Source organism: Pseudoalteromonas sp. DY56-GL79 (genome assembly GCF_041414765.1).
Taxonomy (GTDB): domain Bacteria; phylum Pseudomonadota; class Gammaproteobacteria; order Enterobacterales; family Alteromonadaceae; genus Pseudoalteromonas; species Pseudoalteromonas piscicida.
The window spans coordinates 16,209-35,744 of sequence record NZ_JANHZS010000009.1; the positions used below are offsets into that span (position 1 = coordinate 16,209).

A 19,536-nucleotide genomic window follows, 5' to 3' on the forward strand; every position below is an offset into this window, starting at 1 on the left:
TTATTTTCCTTGTTTATACCAATAAAATGGCACCTCCAACGGCGCACTGGGTGGCAGGTTTGGATTGTCTAATTCTATGACTGTTTTGTTTTTAAGATCTAGCTTTTCAAGACGAGCGGAAAAGTGTTTTAAGAATAACGCCTCAAATCGGCCATCTTGTAGTGCGCTTTTGAGGCCTTTCTCAATTTGGCTATGGAGCAACGGGTTGTCGTGAGAAACAAAAAAGTATACCGCCGAAGGGTAGTAAAACACCACATGCTGATCTGCAACCAAGTCCGTGTCACTCAGGGCAGCTTCAATACTCACTAAATCGCTTGGTAGCACATCAAAACGTTTTTTCAACAACATGTCGTAGCCACTGTCTTCTTGTGAGAAAGAAGTCACACTGAGGCCATTACGCTCAAAAATCTGATGGTCAGGCCAATCTCTGCGTAAACCAAAAGTAACTCTGCGCAAGTCGCCAATGTAGCGCACTCCACTCAGTAAGGCTTGATTATGTTTGTGCACTAAAGGAATGCGATAACCCAAAATCCCTTTCACTAGGGGAATGCGAATTGCGCTCGCGGCCTTTTCGCGCTGTGAGTTAGTCACTAACCAACTGACATCCAGCCCCCCTTTTTCTCCAAGTAGGCGCACCGCTCTGTCTTGAGAAGGAATACTTCTCACTGATACGAGCCTCGCTGACTCTATCTGGTATGACAAACTCAAAGTAAGCAACTCTATAATGTACGGATCGGCACCAGCGCTGATTCTAATTTCCGTTGTTTCTTGTGCTTTGAGAGGAAATATCACAAAACCTAGAGCGAGCCAGAGCAGTTTCATTTGTCATCCCAATCAAATTTGTATAAGAAGTCTATACTGTTGTACAAACCGCTCGTGGCTTCAACATAAAACTTCGAAAAAACACGATAGCGCAGCGCAATTTCATTAATAGACTCAAATACCCCAACCCGATAACTGACCTGAACATTGGGGGTGATGTAACCTGACACCTCAACTTGTGTATCGTCACCACTGCCTTTTGCTGATAGGTTAACATCCGAAAGTCCAAGCGATTCCCCCGCCTTACTAAAGAATCCTTCACTGCGGTCAATTCCCTGTGAGAGTAAAAACTGCGTGAGTAGCGCATTGTTAGAGGTTTCTGACTCCCCTAAAGGCTGCCCGTTAAGTAGGTATGACAGTGCCTTGGCTTGGTCCATTGCTGGCTCTGAAAACACAGTCAAACGCGGCTTAGCAATATTGCCCGTGAGCTCAACACCGGCTATCACATCATTGGCGGTTGTCGCTGGATTTCGAATAGCTCGAATATTCAAATATGGTTTATCTAATGCACCATTGAAGCCAATTTGTCCTGTGCGGATCAACAAGTCTTGGCCAAATGCACGGTATTTCCCCTCTCGCAATTGCAACTCTCCCGTTGCCAGCATTGGCGACTCAACTTGCTTATCAATTTCGATTGCACCGGTAACAAAGCTATCTAGCCCAAGCGCTTTCACCCTAAAATTATCTTTAACGGTCAGTTTTAAATCTATTTCATGTTGAACTGGCACCGACATCTGCTTTTGCACCTTAGCATCAACAATGACTTCATCATCGCTTGGCGAGGTGACTCCCTCAGGCAGAGATTCAATGTTTACTCGGCCAAACGGCACCACAATTTCTCCAAGTACTCGCGCAATCTTATCTTTATAGGCAAGTGTTAAATCTGGGCTTGCGGTTAGTTCAATCTGTGAGTCTGGTTGCACATAAATATTCTCGCCCTTTATTTTGACTTCGGCAGAGAGCTCGGGCGACCAATAGGCTTCGCCAGTGAGTGCCACCTTGCCGCCTTTTGCTGCAGTTAACTCAGCTTCAAGTTGAGCAGAAGTGGTATTAAAATCAAGATTGATGTGACCTTTATCGATTTCCACAGGCAAAGAGTCCGAAGACATAAATAAGCGCTGAGCGGTTAGTTTACCGTTCACTTCTGGGGCTGCGAGGCTACCTGAGATATTTATATCTCCTAACACTTCCCCTTGCAGGTCAAAGCTTTGTTCCGTTACTCGGTTTAGTAGCGCTGACAATTTAGCTAGCTCAATTGACTCTATTTTTACGTTACCAGCTAATTGAGGGGATTGTTTATCTAGCGGCACACGTGTATCACCACTGAACTTACCTAAGGTATCGGAGGTCATGCGCCAATCAGCGTGGATTTGCTTGTTATTGGTTTTTAATAGCGCTTTAAATTCAGAAATTGAAAATGTTTGCCCATGAGTCGTAATGCCGGCATCAACAATGTTCAGCTCGCCATCGGCTCGCGTTACTTGGCCATTTTGCCACGCAAGTTTAGCCACGGCCTGAGTTTCACCTGTTATTTTTAGCTCTGCTGGCAACCAAGTTTGTAGTTTAGCCAGTGCCAACTTCTCCAATTTAACATCGGCTTGCCCTTGTGTGCCCTTTTGCTCGGCTGCAAAACACAAATCAGTATCATCCATCTGCCAACACTGCTTTGCAATGCGCTGTCTGACATCACTGATCACGATTGCGGCAGGACTTTGCAATGCAATTGTTTGCCCTTGAGAAGTTACCTCTCCAGACGACAATTCTCCCTGCCAAGTTGACTGCTGCATCTTGCCATTGACTTCAAAACTTGCGACCACTCGCTTATCACGAATATCCAATGTCGCGTTATGTTGCTGCTGGTTGCCTTTCACAACTAAACGAATGTCTTCAACCATTTCAGAGTCAACAATCAAACGGTCTAGTGCCAGTTTAATTTGCCCAGTCACTTCATTGGCAATATCAACCGAGCCTTTCGTCGTTAAGCCATGTAGTGCTATATTTTGATAGCGCACAGAGTCAAACTTAATATCGGTCTGAATACTCGGCTTGAGGTGGTCACCCTGAATAAAGATTTCACCACTGCCCTTCAAGTCAGCTGGAATAAGCGTATTTGCCGCCTGCTCAAACTGAAAGTCAATATCGAGATCTAACTGCTGACCAAGCTCACCGCTTACCGTCAGGCTATTTTTGCCATAATTCAGGCGTGCATGGCTAAACTCACCTAGCAGGCTCTCATCCACAACGACTTTAACGTCCGCATTAAGTGGTGTACCCGCTACTTTACCATCGAGCTTAAAGCGCTCAACATTAACTTGCCACTGTTCACCTTGGCTCACAAAATCAAGCGCGAACTGCCCTGCCAGCATATCGTTTTCCGTCAGGCCTGCATCGTATTGCACTAGCCCTAGCAGTCTATCGATTGGTAGCTGAGAAAAGTCCCCGTTAACTTTGCCCTTCACCCCTTGCGACCAGTCCACTTGTCCTGCTATTTGCGCTTGTGCTTTTTCAAGCTGAAGCTTTGCTTTAGCAAGTGTAAACGCTTGTAGTCCACCTTGCCCTTCAAGTGTCGCGGTGACATCACCAAACTGCACAGTATTAACAGCGATTGAGCCTGATAAATTGTATTTTGAGGCATCTCCGCTCAAGCCGAGTGTCGCACCTTTTAAAGTTGTGGACCCTGACGGAAGGACTAACTTATCTATTTGACCCTGTAACTCAAAAGGCCAGTTTGTCGTTGTCAAATCCGCATGGGCTTGCAGTTTTGCAAACGCCATTCCCTCACTATTCAAAGTAAGCGTGAGATCGTGAGGGCGACCCGCCAGTGTTAAACTGGCTAACCCCTGTGGCGCACTCAAGGTTGACCTAAGATCAATAGTCCAGTCGTTAAGCAAGACTTCTGCCGCTGCTGATATAAACCATTCTTGATAGTTAAGCTGAACCTGCTCCACGTCCACATTTTCAGCCACTACAACTTGAGAAAGCTTGATATTCTCAAGCGTCTGCTCATCTATCGCGAGGTTGTTAATCTTTAACTCGCCGAGCTCAGCGGTTAGCGGCAGGTCTATCTTAGGTATTTGGAGTGGCGCTAATGTATTAAGTGGTGCTGGCGATTTTGCAGGCACGGGCTGATCGGTTGCCTTTGTGGTCAACTTTACACTGTCTAACAGCAAAAAAGGGACATTAAAATGTGAGCCAGAACCTGAAAGCTGCGTGTCTAAGCCTTGCAATCGCACAGTAATCCCCGGCGTTTCCAACGAAAATTGCTGAACTTGCGCACGTTTTATTGCAATTGGCAGTGGTAACTCAACTTGGCTACTTTCAGTAGTTTCCGCTTCGCTGACACTTTTCTGCTTTTGTACAATCGCTATCTCTTTTGCGTCTAGCGCAATGCAAACGCTGGCACAAGTCAACCACTCAACAGTAACTTTGGTGTCTCTAAGGCGAATATCGATATCGTCATTGTGATAACGCAACGTAAGATTGGCGCCAGATAATAAGCGCTTGTCTAAGCTATCGATTGCTAACCCTGAAACCGTTTTATTCGCTACCCAAACCAGCAACTGTTGCCCCGGCAAGGTAAAACATAAACAAACCAACAGTAAAAATAGGCTAATAATGGCAGTAATGATTTTGATTCTTAAGCTTCTGAACTGCATTAGATTTCAGGTCCTATAACAATACTGAGACGGGTGCTTTTACTTTCTTTGGTCAGCCCCCAAGCATGATCGAGTCGGATTGGACCAACGGGGGTCAAATAACGAAAACCAAACCCGGCTCCAACTTCCCAAGCGTCTGAGAAATCGTTCGTTGCAGTACCCGCATCAACAAACAAAGCGGCTCGCCAACTTGGGTGGAATTGATAGTTATATTCCACTGTGCCTGTGGCTAAATATCTGCCGCCAAGTATGCGCCCTTCGTCATCGCGAGGACCGATAGATTCATAGGCAAAACCACGGATACTTTGATCTCCCCCTGCAAGGAAACGATGGGTAAACGGAATTTGGTCAATATCCTTTGTCACGATCGCCCCTAAGTCTAAGCGACCAAAAAACAAGTGCTTGGTTTCAAAGCTTCTTAGCCATTCATTGTTCCATCTCACTTTCAACATATTTGCAGACGATAGTACCGAATCTGCTGCAGCTTCAATGGAGATCAGGCGCTCATTACCCCAGTAAGGTAGCGCGCCACCTTTACTTTCTTTCTTTAAGTAGCTAATGCCTGGGATCAACATTTCCGTGCGTTGTTTTTCGCCTAACTGTTCTGTGGTTTCATGTTCACGTTTCAAAAACGCCGTTCTCACCCACTCGTCATCCGTTAGCCATTGTCGCTGTACCTGAACGTTCCAAATCCGACTGTTGATCCCTTCCGTTACTTCATCCTGCACTTTATAGCCGCCTAACACACGCCATAAATCGTCGTTAGGATTGTCTACTGGAATGGTATAACTGCCAGTGATATCTTGTTGCTTTTGCGACAACCTCAGATTGGACTCAAAGGAATGACCATCCTCGGTGATCCAAGGTTTAGTCCACTTAAAACGGGTTTTTGCACCCACATCATCACTGTAACCAGCACCCACTTCAAAGCTATTTGCGGGTTTGTCTTCAACACTCACTCGAACTGGGATCTGATCGCTCGTCCGGTCCTTTAACAGTGGATAAACCTTTATCGCACTAAAATAAGGGGTGGCATTTAAAGACAGATTAAAGTCAGACAAGAGGCTCGCTTCAAACGGCTGCCCTTTCGAAAATGGGCTTAGCGAACGTATATAGTTAGCCGCTTTGGTGTTTCCCTCAATAGCAAGGTCACCAAATTGATATCGTTTACCAGTGTTGAGAAGCAGCCGCACGCCAGCATAGCGATTCGCTTTGTGAACAAGCAATTTGGACTCTTGCCATTGATAATCAAAATATCCAAGTTCTAGTAGCCCGCTTTCAAAGCGGCTTTTCGTTGCCTGATAATCACTATGATTGACTTGCTTGCCAACTTGGATCGGTACATCTTTGATAAGCGAAACTAAATCCGCATTGTCCCTACCCGCACCCACAAGCTCAATATTAATATCTTTCCATTTCAGTGGTGCTTCAAGTTTGACTTCGGCTATGACGTTTTGCCCTTCTCCACTGAGTTGAATATCAAAATGATAATAACCTAAAGCGTGCAGAGCGCGACGTATGTCCGCACGCACCTCTTTCATCACCCGAGGGACTTTTGGCTTACCTTTGTAAGATTTTAAAAAACCAGTGATGTTGTCTTCTACGTCGCCGTTTTCGACTTTGACTTCAATGTTGGAGATTTTTACTGATGCAGGACGAGACTCAGCACCTGCGTTAAACGAGAAAAAGCAGCACAAAAAAAGCGCTAATGTTAAACAAGAGAAATACGGCTTCATTAAAATAAAACGACCTAAATATCGCGACTTATGGGCATCGATAATGCCATTGTGCTTGTGAAAATGGATACTGTAAAACGACTTTTCAGAGAAAGTGCAATTTTACTGAGCTTAAGCTGAACATAGGGTGTATTTTGTTGTAACGCAGTGGGTTTTATCGCACATTTATTTACATTCATCCTTTTTATTTTCTTGCAGATGACGGACAATAGCAGCAATTGAACCTGCAGAGTGAAATTATGCAATTCCCAAATGATGATAACGGTGAGCTTCTAGCTGAGATTGCCGCTGCTGGCGTTGATCTGACGCAAATGCAGAATATCGATTTTTATATTCTTTTCGAGCAAGCTGATGATGCTAAGCGCTTCATTGGTGCGATTGAGAAAGACGAATTAGCACCGAAAACCCAGTTACAACAATGTCCTGACACTGGTGTTTGGGAAGTGATCACCACGGTGACTATGGTCCCAATGCACGAGCTACTGAGTCAGACGGAGCAATACCTTGAAAGCATAGCCAATGGTTATGAAGGATATGGTGACGGCTGGGGCTTAATGGCCTCGGAAGAATAAACTGCCACAGAAAATCCAATTTTTATACAGAAAGGCTAACTTTTGTCAGCCTTTCTGTAGCTACCTTGATAATCAAACAACTTTTCAGAAACCTGCCAACCAAACTTCTTGTGTAATTTAGCAATCACGAAATCCGGAGCAATCAAGTCAATGTCTATTACTTCTTCAGCTGACTGCCATTTTGCAGGTGCCGACGTAGATTTTCGCCGCTTTGCAAATTGCTGGTGGAATATAAATAGACTCTTTTGATTAGAAAAGTCATAGACTTCACTACAACTTGCCCCATCCTCATCAAAGTAAGTAATTTTTAATTTATTGCCACTGAGCACTTCGCCACATAGTCCGCTGCAGCGTAGCACCATTGCATGTTTTAAATTCAGTGCTGCACGCAACTTATCATCTGGGTCTGCCATTATTGCGCCGCACTGATGGCATTGCCTTGCAGCAATATCATTTTCTGCACCGCATTGCTCACACTCTTTAAACTTAAAACGATAATCACATTGCTGCGAGTGACCTTCATCGTCTTCAAGCAATCCTTGACAGCGCCTGCCAAAATGCTCTATTAGCTTGCCTTGCTCGTCTACCTTGCCCCAGAAAATATTGGCAAAGCCACAACCTGGACATAACACCTGTACGGGCTCATTGTCTGAGTTTGGCTTTTTACTGCCCACTTCAGGTGCAAATAAATCAAAGTCGTTGCCTGCATAATCAATGACAAAGCAATCTTCTTTGTTTTCGTCTAACCTAAGTCCTCTGCCTACAATCTGCTGATAGAGGCTCACGGACTCCGTGGGTCTCAAAATAGCGATAACATCAACATGGGGCGCGTCAAACCCAGTAGTCAGCACAGAAACATTCACTAAATACTTAATTTCTCTATTTTTGAACTGGATGATAAGTGCATCTCTCTCGGCAGATTTGGTTTCACCCGTGATAAGCGCACTATATTGCGTGGGTAAATAGCCGAGAATTTCTTTTGCATGCATAACCGTCGCGGCAAAAATCATTACTCCCGCCCTATTTTCACTGAGCGCCAGTAAATGAGTGATAATGCTCTTTGTTGCACGAGTTTGTGCTTGTAATAATGTATTCATATCAGATTCTGAATAACGCCCAAACGAATCTGTACCTAAACTAGAAAAATCATAATTCTCAACGGCAGGATCAATTTTATTAGGCGGCGTCAGATACGAATTTTTTATCATATATCTAAGTGGTAATTCGTAAATACACTGCTTAAATGGTGATTCAGCTTTTCCTCTAACAAAACCGTGATAATGCTTATGATATATCCACCCCATACCCAATCGATAAGGCGTTGCTGTTAAGCCCAGTAACTTTAGTTCAGGATTAAACTGAGCCAGTTGGTTTAAAATTTGCTGATACTGACTATTATCTTCCCCACTCACTCGGTGACATTCGTCAATGATAACTAATGAATAAAATTGATTGAGTTGTGATAAGTTTCGAGACAATGACTGCACACTGGCAAAAGTCACCTGGTGCTGTAACGACTTTTCTTTTAATCCAGCAGAAAATATACTCGCTTGTAATCCATAGCTTTTATATTTTTGTGCATTTTGCTCTACGAGCTCCTTAACATGAGTCAATACTAATATTTTGTGTTTCGCAAGCCGTGCAAGCTCCGCAATCACTAGACTCTTTCCGGCCCCTGTAGGTAATACAATAACGGCTGACTCGCTTGATTTGCGAAAGTGATTCAGCGTATTTTGTACCGCTTCTTGTTGGTAAGGTCTTAAAACGTAAATAAGCACCTCAGGATATAAATAATTAAGTCAAAAAAGGCGTATCCATAAGATACGCCTTTTATTTATGCTATTTTAAAAAGCTGTTCAATACCGAACAACCTTCATAATAAAGTATTGTTAGATTAGATAATCATCTAGGTTAACACCTTGGAATACTTTAGGTGTTTTACCACGGCCAGTCCACTCAATTACTTCACCGTCTTTTTCAATTCGGTATTTTGCTTTTACTTTAGAACGACGGTCAGCTGGCGTAGTGCCTACTAAATCATCAAGCGTAAGTCCTTTTTCTTTCAGCATAGCCAATACTTCTTCTTTAGCCTGCTGTTGTTCCTTTTGCTCGTCCAGTGCTTTTTGAATAAGCTCTAACGCTTTTTCCAAATCACCGTAGCTTGCATTTTTAATAAAAGACTTGATCTCACGCATTGATACTCTCTCAATTAAGCTTAGTTTTAATATTTATATTGAATACTATATTAAAATTAATAAAAAACAAATTGTATTCTATGAATTTTAATTTTGTTACGAAAAAAGCGCCATAATGGCGCCTTTTAGTTAGAATTAAGAAGATTTAATTACATTTTGTTTAAATCTTATTCAACTTTCCAATCAATTGTCGACCCAGCTTTAATTGGCACAACCGTTCCTTCACCTAATTTGTATGTATCAGGCACTTGCCAAGGAGACTTAGTCAGCGTAATGGTATCCGTATTGCGTGGTAAGTCATAAAAGTCCGGACCAAAGTGACTCGCAAAACCTTCTAACTTATCCAGCGCATTTGCATCTTCAAATGCCTCTGCGTAAAGCTCAATTGCGGCATGTGCAGTGTACGCACCGGCACAGCCACATGCGGCTTCTTTTTTATCTTTCGCATGAGGGGCTGAGTCTGTGCCCAAGAAGAACTTTTTACTTCCGCTTGTCGCCGCTTCAATTAACGCCTGTTGATGCGTATTACGCTTTAAGATAGGTAAGCAATAATAGTGAGGACGAATGCCACCAGCCAACATATGATTGCGGTTATAAAGCAAATGATGAGCTGTGATAGTTGCAGCAACGTTGTCAGGCGCTTGATTAACAAAATCAACTGCGTCTTTTGTTGTGATATGTTCGAGTACAATTTTTAACGTTGGGAAGTTATCAACGACTTTGGACAGTTTTGTCTCAAGGAATACTTTTTCTCTATCAAAGATATCAATAGAAGAGTCCGTCACTTCACCGTGCACGAGTAGCAACATGCCAACTTCTTGCATCGCTTCGAGCGCTGGATATACATTTTCAATATCCGTTACACCCGATGCTGAGTTTGTCGTTGCGCCGGCTGGATATAATTTAGCAGCAACAATATGGCCAGTTGCTTTCGCTTTTTTGATTTCTTCAGGAGTCGTGTTATCCGTAAGATATAACACCATTAGAGGCTGAAAGTTACCTTGAGGATTAGCGGCCATGATGCGGTCACGATAAGCCAAAGCAGTCTCTGTGCAAGTTGCTGGTGGTACAAGGTTTGGCATGATAATCGCGCGGCCCATGTAGCGACTAATATCTCTTACCGTGTCGACCAAGACATCACCATCACGTAGGTGCACATGCCAATCATCTGGTCGTGTAATCGTTAACGTTTGTTTGCTCGTCATTGCTCTCTTCCACTGCTGAATTTGCCCGATCATAGGCTGCACATGGGTGTTAGTAAAGTTTTTCAGGCCAACCGCAGATTATTTCATTTTGTAAGTTTACTTTTAGCTCGTTTTCATTTTTCACAATATTGGTAAATATGTACATTTTAAGTTAACTTAGTAGCATCTTTTCATGAGAAATATGTATGCTATCTGAGAACCAAAAATTAGAATCAAAAACTGAGCAGCTTAGCATCATCAACCAGTTTTCTTCGTCGCTGCTGCATCTAACCAAACTTGACGAATTATTTGAATACGTTACAACACAGGTCGTTAATCGACTGGGGTTTGTAGATTGTGTTATCTATCTCGCTGATCCTTATCAAGAGTATCTAGAAGTCGCTGCAAGTATGGGCGTTTCCCATGCTAATGGGGATTATCGTGTTGAACAAACCAAGATAAAGATTGGTTCAGGTATTACCGGGCAAGTCGCAACGACGAGAGAGCCCTTTATTTCTGGAAACGTCGCCTCTCACCCCATGTATATTGCTGACTTACGACCAGCGATGTCAGAGCTTTGTGTACCACTTGAGTATGACGACCACTTAATCGGTGTTATTGACTGTGAGCATCCAGAGGCTGATTATTTTACCTCCGCGCATTTACAAATATTATCGACGGTCGCACATCTACTCAGTGCCAAAATCCATCAGTTACGCACCTTAGAAAATCTCCAAACCACGATTGCCCAGTTACACCAAGCACAAAATTTAGAAAAGTCCCTGCTTAAAATTGCGAACATCACTTACCGCTTTGAGAACCTTGAGGCTTTTTATGATGACTTATATAAAATCATTGCCTCTCAGCTTTGCGCCGAGAACTTCTTTATCGGTCTTTATGATACTCAACAGGATATTTTAGAAATCGATTATTTGATTGAGGGAGGCGAAAAATGCAATGCTCACCAAAAGGTATCAAAAGATCAGATAAAGCATACTGCATCTTACTATATTCTGAAGAACCAACGACCACTGCTGTGTGATAACGATCAATTTAGAATGCATATCACGCGGGGTGATTTTAAAATGGTGGGTCGCTCGCCACGCTCTTGGTTAGGCGTACCATTTTTGGTTAATGATCAATATCAGGGCGTGATTGTGCTGCAAAGCTACAATAACGACCAAGCTTTCGTGAATCATGATTTATCTATTTTGACTTATATAAGTCGTCAAGTCAGCATGGCCATAGACCGGCAGCTTTCAAGGCAGGCGCTAGAACATAGAGCTTTACACGACGATTTAACGGGTCTTGCCAATCGCTATTTATTGTTAGAACGGATCAAACATGCCATTTTGAGGCTAGCGCGAGTGGAGTCCTCTAATTTGCACTGCTTGATCTATCTCGATTTGGACAGATTTAAAAGCATTAATGACTCACTTGGACACGATGTTGGCGACCATTTCTTGATTGCTATTGTCGAGATGATAAATGGCTGTATTCGCAAAACCGACACCTTTGCGCGGCTCGGGGGTGATGAGTTTGCGATTTTTATGGAAAATGTCCAAGACAGGCAACAGGTCACTCTGCTGCTTGATAGGATCACCACGGCTATAACCAAGCCCCTTCATATAGATGGCCATGTTCTGCAAGCTTCAGGCAGTATTGGCGTTGCGTTCACTGATAACGAGTCCGATAGCGCAATTAATTTACTGCAGCAAGCAGATGCCGCCATGTACGAAGCAAAATCTTCGGGTCGGGGTCAAGTCTGCTATTTTAATAATGCCATGCGCAAGCGCTTAAAACAGCAAGCCGATATTGAAAATGATCTGCAACATGGCATAAAAAACAATGAATTTGCGCTGTATTATCAGCCGATATTTTCTCTAACGACTGGCGCTATTGTAAGCTTTGAAGCCCTCGTCCGTTGGTTTCACCCCAAAAATGGTCTCGTTTCTCCGGATGCTTTTATTCCAATTGCAGAACAAACCGGACAGATCATTGAACTTGACTTACATTTGTTGGAGTTGGCAGCCAAACAACTCAAACGCTGGAAAGCACAAAAGCTGCCGAAGACTCGTGTTACGGTAAATGTTTCATCGCGACATTTCGCAAGCTTAGAGTTCGTTGATACAATTCAGCAACTTTATCATCATTATGAGCTTACACCAGGCTCTTTATGTTTGGAAATCACAGAATCTGGATTGATAGCAAACCTCGCCCTCGCAACCAAAATTATTCAAGGATTAGAATCCCTTGGAGTGAAGCTTTACCTTGACGACTTTGGCACTGGTTACTCTGCTTTAGGTTATTTGCACCAGCTCCCCATTCATGTGCTTAAAATTGATAAGAGCTTTATTGACCAACTAACTGAAAGAGAAAACCCGCTAGTTGATGCGATTTTGAAACTTGCACAATCACTTAACCTAACCGTTGTCGCTGAAGGTATCGAGCTCGAAACCCAGTGGCAGCTATTAAAGCAAAAAGGCTGTCAATTTGGTCAAGGCTATATTGTTTCTAAACCATTAGCCGCAGATCAAGCGATGGCATTTTTACTGAGTAGAAACTAGACACACTCGCCACATACCTCATTGTTTGTAAACAATGAGGTATGTGGACTGGTTTAGATTAACTTTCCCCTAATTCGCTTCTAAGCTCCTTGGTTGCTGTCACCATATTCTCAAGTGCAGCTCGGGTTTCTGTCCATGCTCGGGTTTTTAGCCCACAATCTGGATTCACCCATAATCTTTCTACCGGGATTTTCTTCGCTGCTTTGTGAATTAAGTCTTTTATCCATGCCACCTCAGGGACGTTTGGTGTGTGAATATCATAAACGCCAGGCCCGATGTCATTGGGGTAGTCAAAATCTTCAAAGGCGTCGAGTAAGGTCATATTTGAACGTGACGTTTCAATTGTGATCACGTCCGCATCCATATCTGCAATAGCGGCGATAATATCGTTAAACTCCGAGTAACACATATGCGTATGGATCTGTGTTTCGTCATTCACACCACTTGCAGATACCCTAAACGCATACGCCGCCCACGCTAAGTAGGCTTGCCACTGACTGGCTTTGAGTGGCATCCCCTCTCTAAATGCAGGTTCATCGATTTGGATCACCTTAATCCCTGCGTTTTGCAAATCCACCACTTCATCTCTCAGTGCTAATGCGATTTGATTCGCGATGCTCGGCTTGTCTAAGTCATCTCTGACAAACGACCAAAATAAAATAGTCACAGGCCCTGTTAGCATGCCCTTCATCGGTTTTTTGGTTAAGCTCTGTGCATAACTCGTCCAATTAACAGTCATTGGTGCCGCACGCGAGACATCTCCCCAGATCACTGGGGGCTTAACACAGCGCGAACCATAACTTTGCACCCAACCAAACTGAGTAAAGGCAAAACCTTCGAGTAATTCACCAAAGTACTCAACCATATCATTGCGCTCTGCTTCGCCATGAACCAGCACATCTAAGTTAAGCGCTTCTTGTTCTTCAACGGCATAACGGATCTCTGCTTCCATCTGGCTTTGATAAGCATCAGCACTCAACGTACCCGCTTTATAATCACGTCGCGCCTTACGAATAGCCTGGGTTTGTGGGAAAGAGCCTATCGTTGTGGTTGGCAATAAGGGTAAATTTAGCGACTGTGCTTGTTTTTTAATTCTGGTTGCGAATTCACTATTGCGTTGGCCATCTTTTGCTGTAAGCGCTGAAACACGCTGCTGCACCTCATTATTATTCACGCGAGTAGAGGTCAAACGCGCTTTTACAGGCTTAGAATATTCGACCAACTGGGTAATATCACGCTGCTCCAATGCATTTTTCAATAATGCCAGCTCTTGTCCTTTTTGTTTGGCAAATGCGAGCCAAGACTTTAACTCACTATCAAGTTTTTGCTCTTGATCTAAGTCGACTGGCGTATGTAATAATGAGCATGAAGGAGCAAGCCAGAGATTATCACCTCGACGTTCATGAACCAGAGCAAGTTGCTGATATACACCTTCAAGATCCGAGCGCCAAATGTTACGACCGTTCACAACCCCTAGAGACAGCACGCTATCTTGCCCAACTACTTCCTCTAACGCAGCCAAGTCGTAGTTTGCCGTTACGCAGTCAAAATGTACGCCTTCTACGGGATAAGACTGGATATCTTCAACATGCGCTTGTACGGAGTCAAAATAACTGGCCAACAACACTTTTACTCCTTGCCCGCTCAACGCATCAAAACTCCGGCGCAGCGCGTTACGATAAGCATCGTCGATTTCCAGAGCTAAAATAGGTTCATCAATTTGTACCCACTCAACACCTTGCTCAGCAAGCTTGGTAAGTACCTGCTGATATACAATCAATAACTTATCTAATAAAGCCAATTTGTCAAACTCTTGACCAACGCATTTAGCTAAGTAGAGGTAGGTTACCGGGCCGACCAATACGGGTTTTGCTTGGTAGCCAAGTAATTGTGCTTCCTCTACTTGAGTAAATAACTCCGTCCAAGTTAGGGAAAATTCCTGCGTTTGAGTTAACTCAGGGACGATGTAATGATAATTGGTGTTGAACCATTTCGTCATTTCACTTGCAGCACACGCACAGCCGCTAGGTGCTCGTCCCCTGCCAATCCGAAACAAAGTATCAAGATTTACCGACTCATCATTTTTGTGACGACTAGGGATCGCGCCGACAAGTAATGAAGTATTCAACACGTGATCATACCAAGCAAAATCGCCTACAGGGAGAAGGTCAACACCAGCCTCAGCTTGCAATGCCCAATTTTCTGCACGAATGCGCTTTCCTTCCGCGATTAAGTCGTCTTGCGTTAAGTCGCCCGACCAATAGCGTTCTACTGCAAATTTAAGTTCACGTTTTTTGCCTACGCGTGGAAAACCCAAGTTATGTGTTAATGCCATGATTTTAATTCCGTCTAGATGTATGGATGTCTAAAAATATAATTCTCATAATCAAAAACAACAATTGATGCTTTCTCAGATTTCATATGAATAAAATTAAATTGTAATTTTTTAAAAAATTTTTACACAAGTAGTGACAACGCTGTCATTTTTAGTGTTATAGTGGATTTGTGAATTTTTGAACAACTCACCGCAGGTATTTAGACGTCTAGACATTGATAATAACTAAATAGAATCGTAATATTGAGTAATGCTGAGATTTGCTCACTTAAAATATGAGAATTGTTGATAATGATTGATATAAAGCACCTAAAGACTATCTCCACCTTGAAAGAAACTGGTTCTCTCGTGAATACAGCACGAGAGCTATTCCTGACTCAATCTGCTTTATCACATCAGATCAAAGATCTTGAGAGCAAACTCGACTGCCAGCTTTTTGAGCGCAAAACGCAACCAGTACGCTTTACCCCTCAAGGGATGTTATTATTGGAACTTGCCAACGATGTTTTACCTAAAGTTGAAGCAACCAAGTGTCGTTTGAAGGAAAGCCTTAATCAACCTATCTCGCAACTCAGGTTAAGCGTGGAATGCCATGCTTGTTTTCACTGGTTGCTGCCAACAATTAAAGAATTCAATACCTTTTGGCCTGACATTAAAGTCGATTACGAACGTGGTTTTAGCTACGACGCTATTCCTGACCTTATTGAAGATGAGCTGGACTTAGTGCTTACCTCAGACATTCGAGAACCAGAACAATTGGAATACGCGCACCTTTTCGACTTTAAATTAAAGTTAATCGTTGCACCAGATCACGAATTGGCCAAGAAGGCCTATGTCACAGCACTCGACCTAAAAGATGAAACCATCATTTCTTACCCTATTCCTCGCGAGCGCCAGGATATATTTAAGCACTTTATTCAAAATGCACGCTTTGATGGTACGCTAAAAACCGTCGATCAAGGTTTATTAATCTTCCAACTGGTAAGTGCAGGCATGGGGGTTGCAGCACTACCGGACTGGTTAGTGACACCTTATGAGAGCCAAGGGCTAATTAAATCGATTCCTCTAGGCGCACTTGGGCTAAATCGTCCAATGTATTTAGCAATGAAGAAAAGCATGAAAGATAACCCTGTTTATCGTCATTTCCTCAATACTTGCCGTAAAACCACTGCAAGATAGATGACAGGGCTCTTTTTGAGCCCTAACTGTTATACATTTCTACTACTCCCATCTCATGCTAGCATTGCGTCAGGCTTATCTAAATCTAAGGCATGTTTAAATGTTTGAAGTCAAAAAGGTTATCGGTCAACTTATGATGCCGTTACCATTATCTTTAGTGGTGCTTATGGGGCTTATGCTTTTTATTGCCAAAACGCGTAAAGGACCTTACATCGCAAGCTGGCTCGTCTTACTGACCACATGGGCGTTATCGACTCCTTATGTCGCACAACATATTATTGAATGGGATACAGGCACTCTCGCCGCATTCAATCCAAGCAAGCACAACAACATAGATAAAATCGTGGTACTTGGCTGTGATTTATATCCAGATAAATCTCTCCCCAGCAACGCCCAACTTGGCAGCTGCGGCCTAGCCAGATTAGTTGAAGGCGTAAGACTTGCTAATATTTACCCAAAGGCCCAGCTGTATGTCTCTGGTTACGGCTATGGCCATGCAACAAGCGCGGGACTCATGGCAAGAACCGCACAGAGCCTGGGTATTTCCGCTACACGTATTAAGCAAAACCCCAATGCCAAAGACACCGCGGACGAAGCAAAAATGCTAGCACCTTTACTAGTCGATTATGACGTCGCATTGGTCACATCGGCTTCGCACATACAGCGAGCAAAAAACCTATTTGAAGCACAAGGCATAGAAGTGTTCGCTGCACCGACGGAGTTTTATAACTTCAAGCAATACCCACCGAGCAGACAATTTATTCCGAACCATAAGGCCTTAGAAGTAGTCACTCGGATTTGGCATGAACAGCTTGGAAGTATATGGATCACGATCCGTCGTGTTATTGACCCTGAGGCACTTTAAGCGCCGAAAAAGACACCAAAATCAGGCTAAAGTTCGATAAATTCGCGCTGAAAAACGTAAAAAATTGAAAATTTGCGCAAATATGGGTATAAATAGAGTTTAATCTTAACCCGCGTATCCGCGTACAACACGACTAGGATCTACGATGAGTAAACTAGATAAAACTGAAGTACTAAGCGCTTTCGAAGCTGCGTACGAAGCTGCACATGGCAAAAAGCCTGAGATCACTGCAAAGCCAGGTTGGTATAGCATCGATGGTGGCAAAAACATGCGTCTTGCTGAGGTAGCTGAATTAACAGAAGAGCTAACTTCAGGGTCAGCTGTAGCAAGTGAGAAAACGCAGGCGCCTGCCAAAAAAGCGAAAACGACTAAGAAAGCGCCTAAGGCTGCAGCTGTAAAGTCAGCGAGCTTTACTATCGTTACAGAAAACGAAGAAGGCTTCAAAGCGGAAGAACAGTGGATTGCTGAACTAGCAGCAAAAGATCACGACTGCCGCTTACCTCGTGGTGTTGTGTAATATCCGTTGGTGTAACAACAGCTCCATAAGTAAAAAAACCTCGCAATGACGAGGTTTTTTTATTTCTTTAATTCTAGGGCCTGTTGATCTTTGCCGTTTGATTTAAACAGACCCGGCCCTAATATAATTAAACTTTAAACACTAGCACTTGACTGTTTAGCTGCTCAGCCAACGCTTCTAAGTCATTACTTACATCGGCATTACTCTGTGCATTTCGGGTAATTTCAGAAATACTGCTACTGAAATCATTAATATTTTCGCTGATTTCCGCAACCACCGTTGTTTGTTCTTCTGTCGCCGTTGAAACCTGAATATTCATACCAACGATTTCATCCACCGCCTTATCAATATCGGTCATTATTTGAGCTGACTCATTGGCCCTATCTACCCCCGCAGCAGCACTTGATTGCGCATTCTCCATCGACGATACTGCGTTTTGTGCCATGCCTTGTAACTTGCTGATCATATCGCGGATAGATTCTGTGGCTTTTTGCGTATTATGTGCCAATTGCCTGACTTCGTCGGCAACAACCGCAAAACCTCGGCCCGATTCCCCTGCTCTCGCCGCTTCTATTGCAGCGTTTAATGCCAGAAGATTTGTTTGTTCAGCCACACCTTGGATCATTAAAACAACCTGGTTGATTTCATTAGACTGATCGTTCAACGCTTTAATTAACTGCGCATTATCTCCTACTTCACTAGCAAGGCGCTCAATGGCCTGAATATTTTGCGAAATAACATCCATCCCTTGTTTCGCAAGCTTGCCGGACATCTCAGCTTTGTTCGCGGTATTCATCGCATTATGCGCCACTTCTTGTATCGCACTACTCATTTCTGTTGCTGCGGTTGCAATCATCACTGTTTGCTGCTCTTGCTCTTGCGAAGTGCCCGCAATCGACTGACTGATACCATTCAACTCGTTCGAGGTCGTAGAAAGGCTATTCACGATTGTGACTAGATTGGTAACTAGCTCATGTAAGCTAGACACCATGGTATTGAAGTCATTCCCTATCTGGCTTAACTCATCTTGCCCCTCAACTACCACTCGTTGTGTTAAATCTGCATCTCTTGCAATATTACCAATACGCATACGTAAGCGGCTAAGTGGTTCATTAATTGACCTAAATATCAACATGCCAATTAGCACCATTACTACCACAATAACAACGGAAGAGATAATCATCGCCGCTTTTGTCGCACTGGCTTCTGAGCGACCGACGTTCCGAAGCGCACTCGCTTCAGTAAGCTGCAATTCAATTAGGGCACTGTAGCTTTCGCTAAGCGGATCGAAGGCCGCATAGAGGTCATGTACAAATTTATCGTAAGGAATTTCTTCAAAGGTATTTGCGTTAACTCGGTTAATATAATTAGACAGCAGTTGTTTGACACTTAATTCTGCTTTTTCAACTTGCTTTACTAAGCTTCGCTCTTCGCTCGTAAGGTCCGTGGACAAATAGCTATTCCACTCTTTTTCAGCGATATTCTTAGCTTCTTCGATTTGCTTTAACGCAGCACCATTGGATAGTTGATGGCCTCGTAACTTGTGAAACGTATCCACAATAACCACCGCGTAGTTATCTGACACCACTTTTATTTGTCTAAGCGGTACAACTCTGTCGTCATAAATACGGTCAATGTAATTGATAAGGTTTGATAATGTTCCGATTGTGAAGATGGTTGCAAGAATAAAAAACACAGCAGGTATGCCTGAAAGCGACAACAATCTGCTTTTAACTGAAACCCTATTTAGCATAATCTGATTTTTATTGAGTAAACATAGAAATAAAGTATTACTCAAAGTTCGTAGATTACAATATTAATTGCAGATTAAGCAGCGTGATTTTGATGTGCATCATATTTATTTACTGTGTCCCCCCTTTTTAGGGTATTGATTTTAAACTTATTACA

At 43.1% G+C, this 19,536-nt stretch carries 13 protein-coding genes; 5 read left to right on the forward strand and 8 right to left on the reverse strand.

Features of this window, described 5'->3' with window-relative positions:
* From NO992_RS07915 to NO992_RS07925, 3 genes are read right to left on the reverse strand one after another with little or no spacing between them, the layout of a single operon-like run.
* Positions 1-822: a transporter substrate-binding domain-containing protein gene (locus tag NO992_RS07915; protein WP_010370899.1), complete on the reverse strand. Its 822-nt coding sequence runs from the start codon at positions 820-822 to the stop codon at positions 1-3.
* On the reverse strand, positions 819-4,478 hold the full coding sequence (locus NO992_RS07920; RefSeq protein WP_371375890.1) for a translocation/assembly module TamB domain-containing protein: 3,660 nt from the start codon (positions 4,476-4,478) through the stop codon (positions 819-821). The genes NO992_RS07915 and NO992_RS07920 overlap by 4 nt, the downstream gene beginning before the upstream one ends.
* Entirely contained in the window at positions 4,478-6,214 is a 1,737-nt protein-coding gene (locus NO992_RS07925; protein WP_371375893.1) for an autotransporter assembly complex family protein, read from the reverse strand. Before NO992_RS07925 ends, NO992_RS07920 begins: the two co-directional genes overlap by 1 nt.
* A 239-nt stretch (positions 6,215-6,453) precedes the next feature.
* On the opposite strand from NO992_RS07925, the gene NO992_RS07930 reads away from it, so the two are divergent.
* Positions 6,454-6,786 (forward strand): ribonuclease E inhibitor RraB, encoded by a 333-nt coding sequence (locus NO992_RS07930; protein WP_039496902.1) that lies wholly within the window; start codon positions 6,454-6,456, stop codon positions 6,784-6,786.
* A gap of 35 nt (positions 6,787-6,821) precedes the next feature.
* Here the strand turns inward: NO992_RS07930 and NO992_RS07935 are convergent, their stop codons facing one another.
* From NO992_RS07935 to pyrC, 3 genes are all read right to left on the reverse strand, one after another.
* Positions 6,822-8,564, reverse strand: a complete 1,743-nt coding sequence (locus NO992_RS07935; RefSeq protein WP_371375900.1) for a DEAD/DEAH box helicase family protein — start codon at positions 8,562-8,564, stop codon at positions 6,822-6,824.
* 111 nt (positions 8,565-8,675) lie between these two features.
* Positions 8,676-8,981 carry an H-NS family nucleoid-associated regulatory protein gene (locus NO992_RS07940; RefSeq protein WP_010370885.1) on the reverse strand — a complete coding sequence of 102 codons (306 nt, stop codon included), beginning with the start codon at positions 8,979-8,981 and terminating at the stop codon, positions 8,676-8,678.
* A 167-nt stretch (positions 8,982-9,148) separates the two neighbouring features.
* Entirely contained in the window at positions 9,149-10,186 is a 1,038-nt protein-coding gene (pyrC, locus tag NO992_RS07945; protein ID WP_308373191.1) for a dihydroorotase, read from the reverse strand.
* A gap of 185 nt (positions 10,187-10,371) precedes the next feature.
* Here pyrC and NO992_RS07950 point away from each other — a divergent pair, with 185 nt between their 5' ends.
* Positions 10,372-12,732: an EAL domain-containing protein gene (locus NO992_RS07950; protein WP_010370877.1), complete on the forward strand. Its 2,361-nt coding sequence runs from the start codon at positions 10,372-10,374 to the stop codon at positions 12,730-12,732.
* 58 nt (positions 12,733-12,790) lie between these two features.
* Here NO992_RS07950 and metE read toward each other — a convergent pair whose 3' ends face one another.
* Positions 12,791-15,067 (reverse strand): 5-methyltetrahydropteroyltriglutamate--homocysteine S-methyltransferase, encoded by a 2,277-nt coding sequence (metE, locus tag NO992_RS07955; protein ID WP_290442324.1) that lies wholly within the window; start codon positions 15,065-15,067, stop codon positions 12,791-12,793.
* A gap of 291 nt (positions 15,068-15,358) precedes the next feature.
* Between metE and NO992_RS07960 the strand changes: the two genes are divergently transcribed.
* From NO992_RS07960 to NO992_RS07970, 3 genes are all read left to right on the forward strand, one after another.
* Positions 15,359-16,246 carry a LysR substrate-binding domain-containing protein gene (locus tag NO992_RS07960; protein ID WP_010370874.1) on the forward strand — a complete coding sequence of 296 codons (888 nt, stop codon included), beginning with the start codon at positions 15,359-15,361 and terminating at the stop codon, positions 16,244-16,246.
* Positions 16,247-16,346: 100 nt separating this feature from the next.
* Entirely contained in the window at positions 16,347-17,111 is a 765-nt protein-coding gene (locus tag NO992_RS07965) for a YdcF family protein (RefSeq protein WP_371375907.1), read from the forward strand.
* 145 nt (positions 17,112-17,256) lie between these two features.
* Entirely contained in the window at positions 17,257-17,628 is a 372-nt protein-coding gene (locus NO992_RS07970) for a hypothetical protein (RefSeq protein WP_010370869.1), read from the forward strand.
* A gap of 127 nt (positions 17,629-17,755) precedes the next feature.
* Here the strand turns inward: NO992_RS07970 and NO992_RS07975 are convergent, their stop codons facing one another.
* The gene (locus NO992_RS07975; protein ID WP_082086223.1) at positions 17,756-19,381 is read right to left on the reverse strand and encodes a methyl-accepting chemotaxis protein; all 1,626 of its coding nucleotides are present in this window, start codon (positions 19,379-19,381) and stop codon (positions 17,756-17,758) included.
* Positions 19,382-19,536: the final 155 nt, after the last annotated feature.

What these genes read in the sequence shown, in the direction of transcription:
- NO992_RS07925 (WP_371375893.1), bottom strand. Translation starts at nt 6,214, where the DNA reads ATGAAGCCGTATTTCTCTTGTTTAACATTAGCGCTTTTTTTGTGCTGC.
- NO992_RS07975 (WP_082086223.1), bottom strand. Translation starts at nt 19,381, where the DNA reads ATGCTAAATAGGGTTTCAGTTAAAAGCAGATTGTTGTCGCTTTCAGGC.
- NO992_RS07920 (WP_371375890.1), bottom strand. Translation starts at nt 4,478, where the DNA reads ATGCAGTTCAGAAGCTTAAGAATCAAAATCATTACTGCCATTATTAGC.
- metE (WP_290442324.1), bottom strand. Translation starts at nt 15,067, where the DNA reads ATGGCATTAACACATAACTTGGGTTTTCCACGCGTAGGCAAAAAACGT.
- NO992_RS07950 (WP_010370877.1), top strand. Translation starts at nt 10,372, where the DNA reads ATGCTATCTGAGAACCAAAAATTAGAATCAAAAACTGAGCAGCTTAGC.
- pyrC (WP_308373191.1), bottom strand. Translation starts at nt 10,186, where the DNA reads ATGACGAGCAAACAAACGTTAACGATTACACGACCAGATGATTGGCAT.
- NO992_RS07965 (WP_371375907.1), top strand. Translation starts at nt 16,347, where the DNA reads ATGTTTGAAGTCAAAAAGGTTATCGGTCAACTTATGATGCCGTTACCA.
- NO992_RS07915 (WP_010370899.1), bottom strand. Translation starts at nt 822, where the DNA reads ATGAAACTGCTCTGGCTCGCTCTAGGTTTTGTGATATTTCCTCTCAAA.
- NO992_RS07970 (WP_010370869.1), top strand. Translation starts at nt 17,257, where the DNA reads ATGAGTAAACTAGATAAAACTGAAGTACTAAGCGCTTTCGAAGCTGCG.
- NO992_RS07940 (WP_010370885.1), bottom strand. Translation starts at nt 8,981, where the DNA reads ATGCGTGAGATCAAGTCTTTTATTAAAAATGCAAGCTACGGTGATTTG.
- NO992_RS07930 (WP_039496902.1), top strand. Translation starts at nt 6,454, where the DNA reads ATGCAATTCCCAAATGATGATAACGGTGAGCTTCTAGCTGAGATTGCC.
- NO992_RS07960 (WP_010370874.1), top strand. Translation starts at nt 15,359, where the DNA reads ATGATTGATATAAAGCACCTAAAGACTATCTCCACCTTGAAAGAAACT.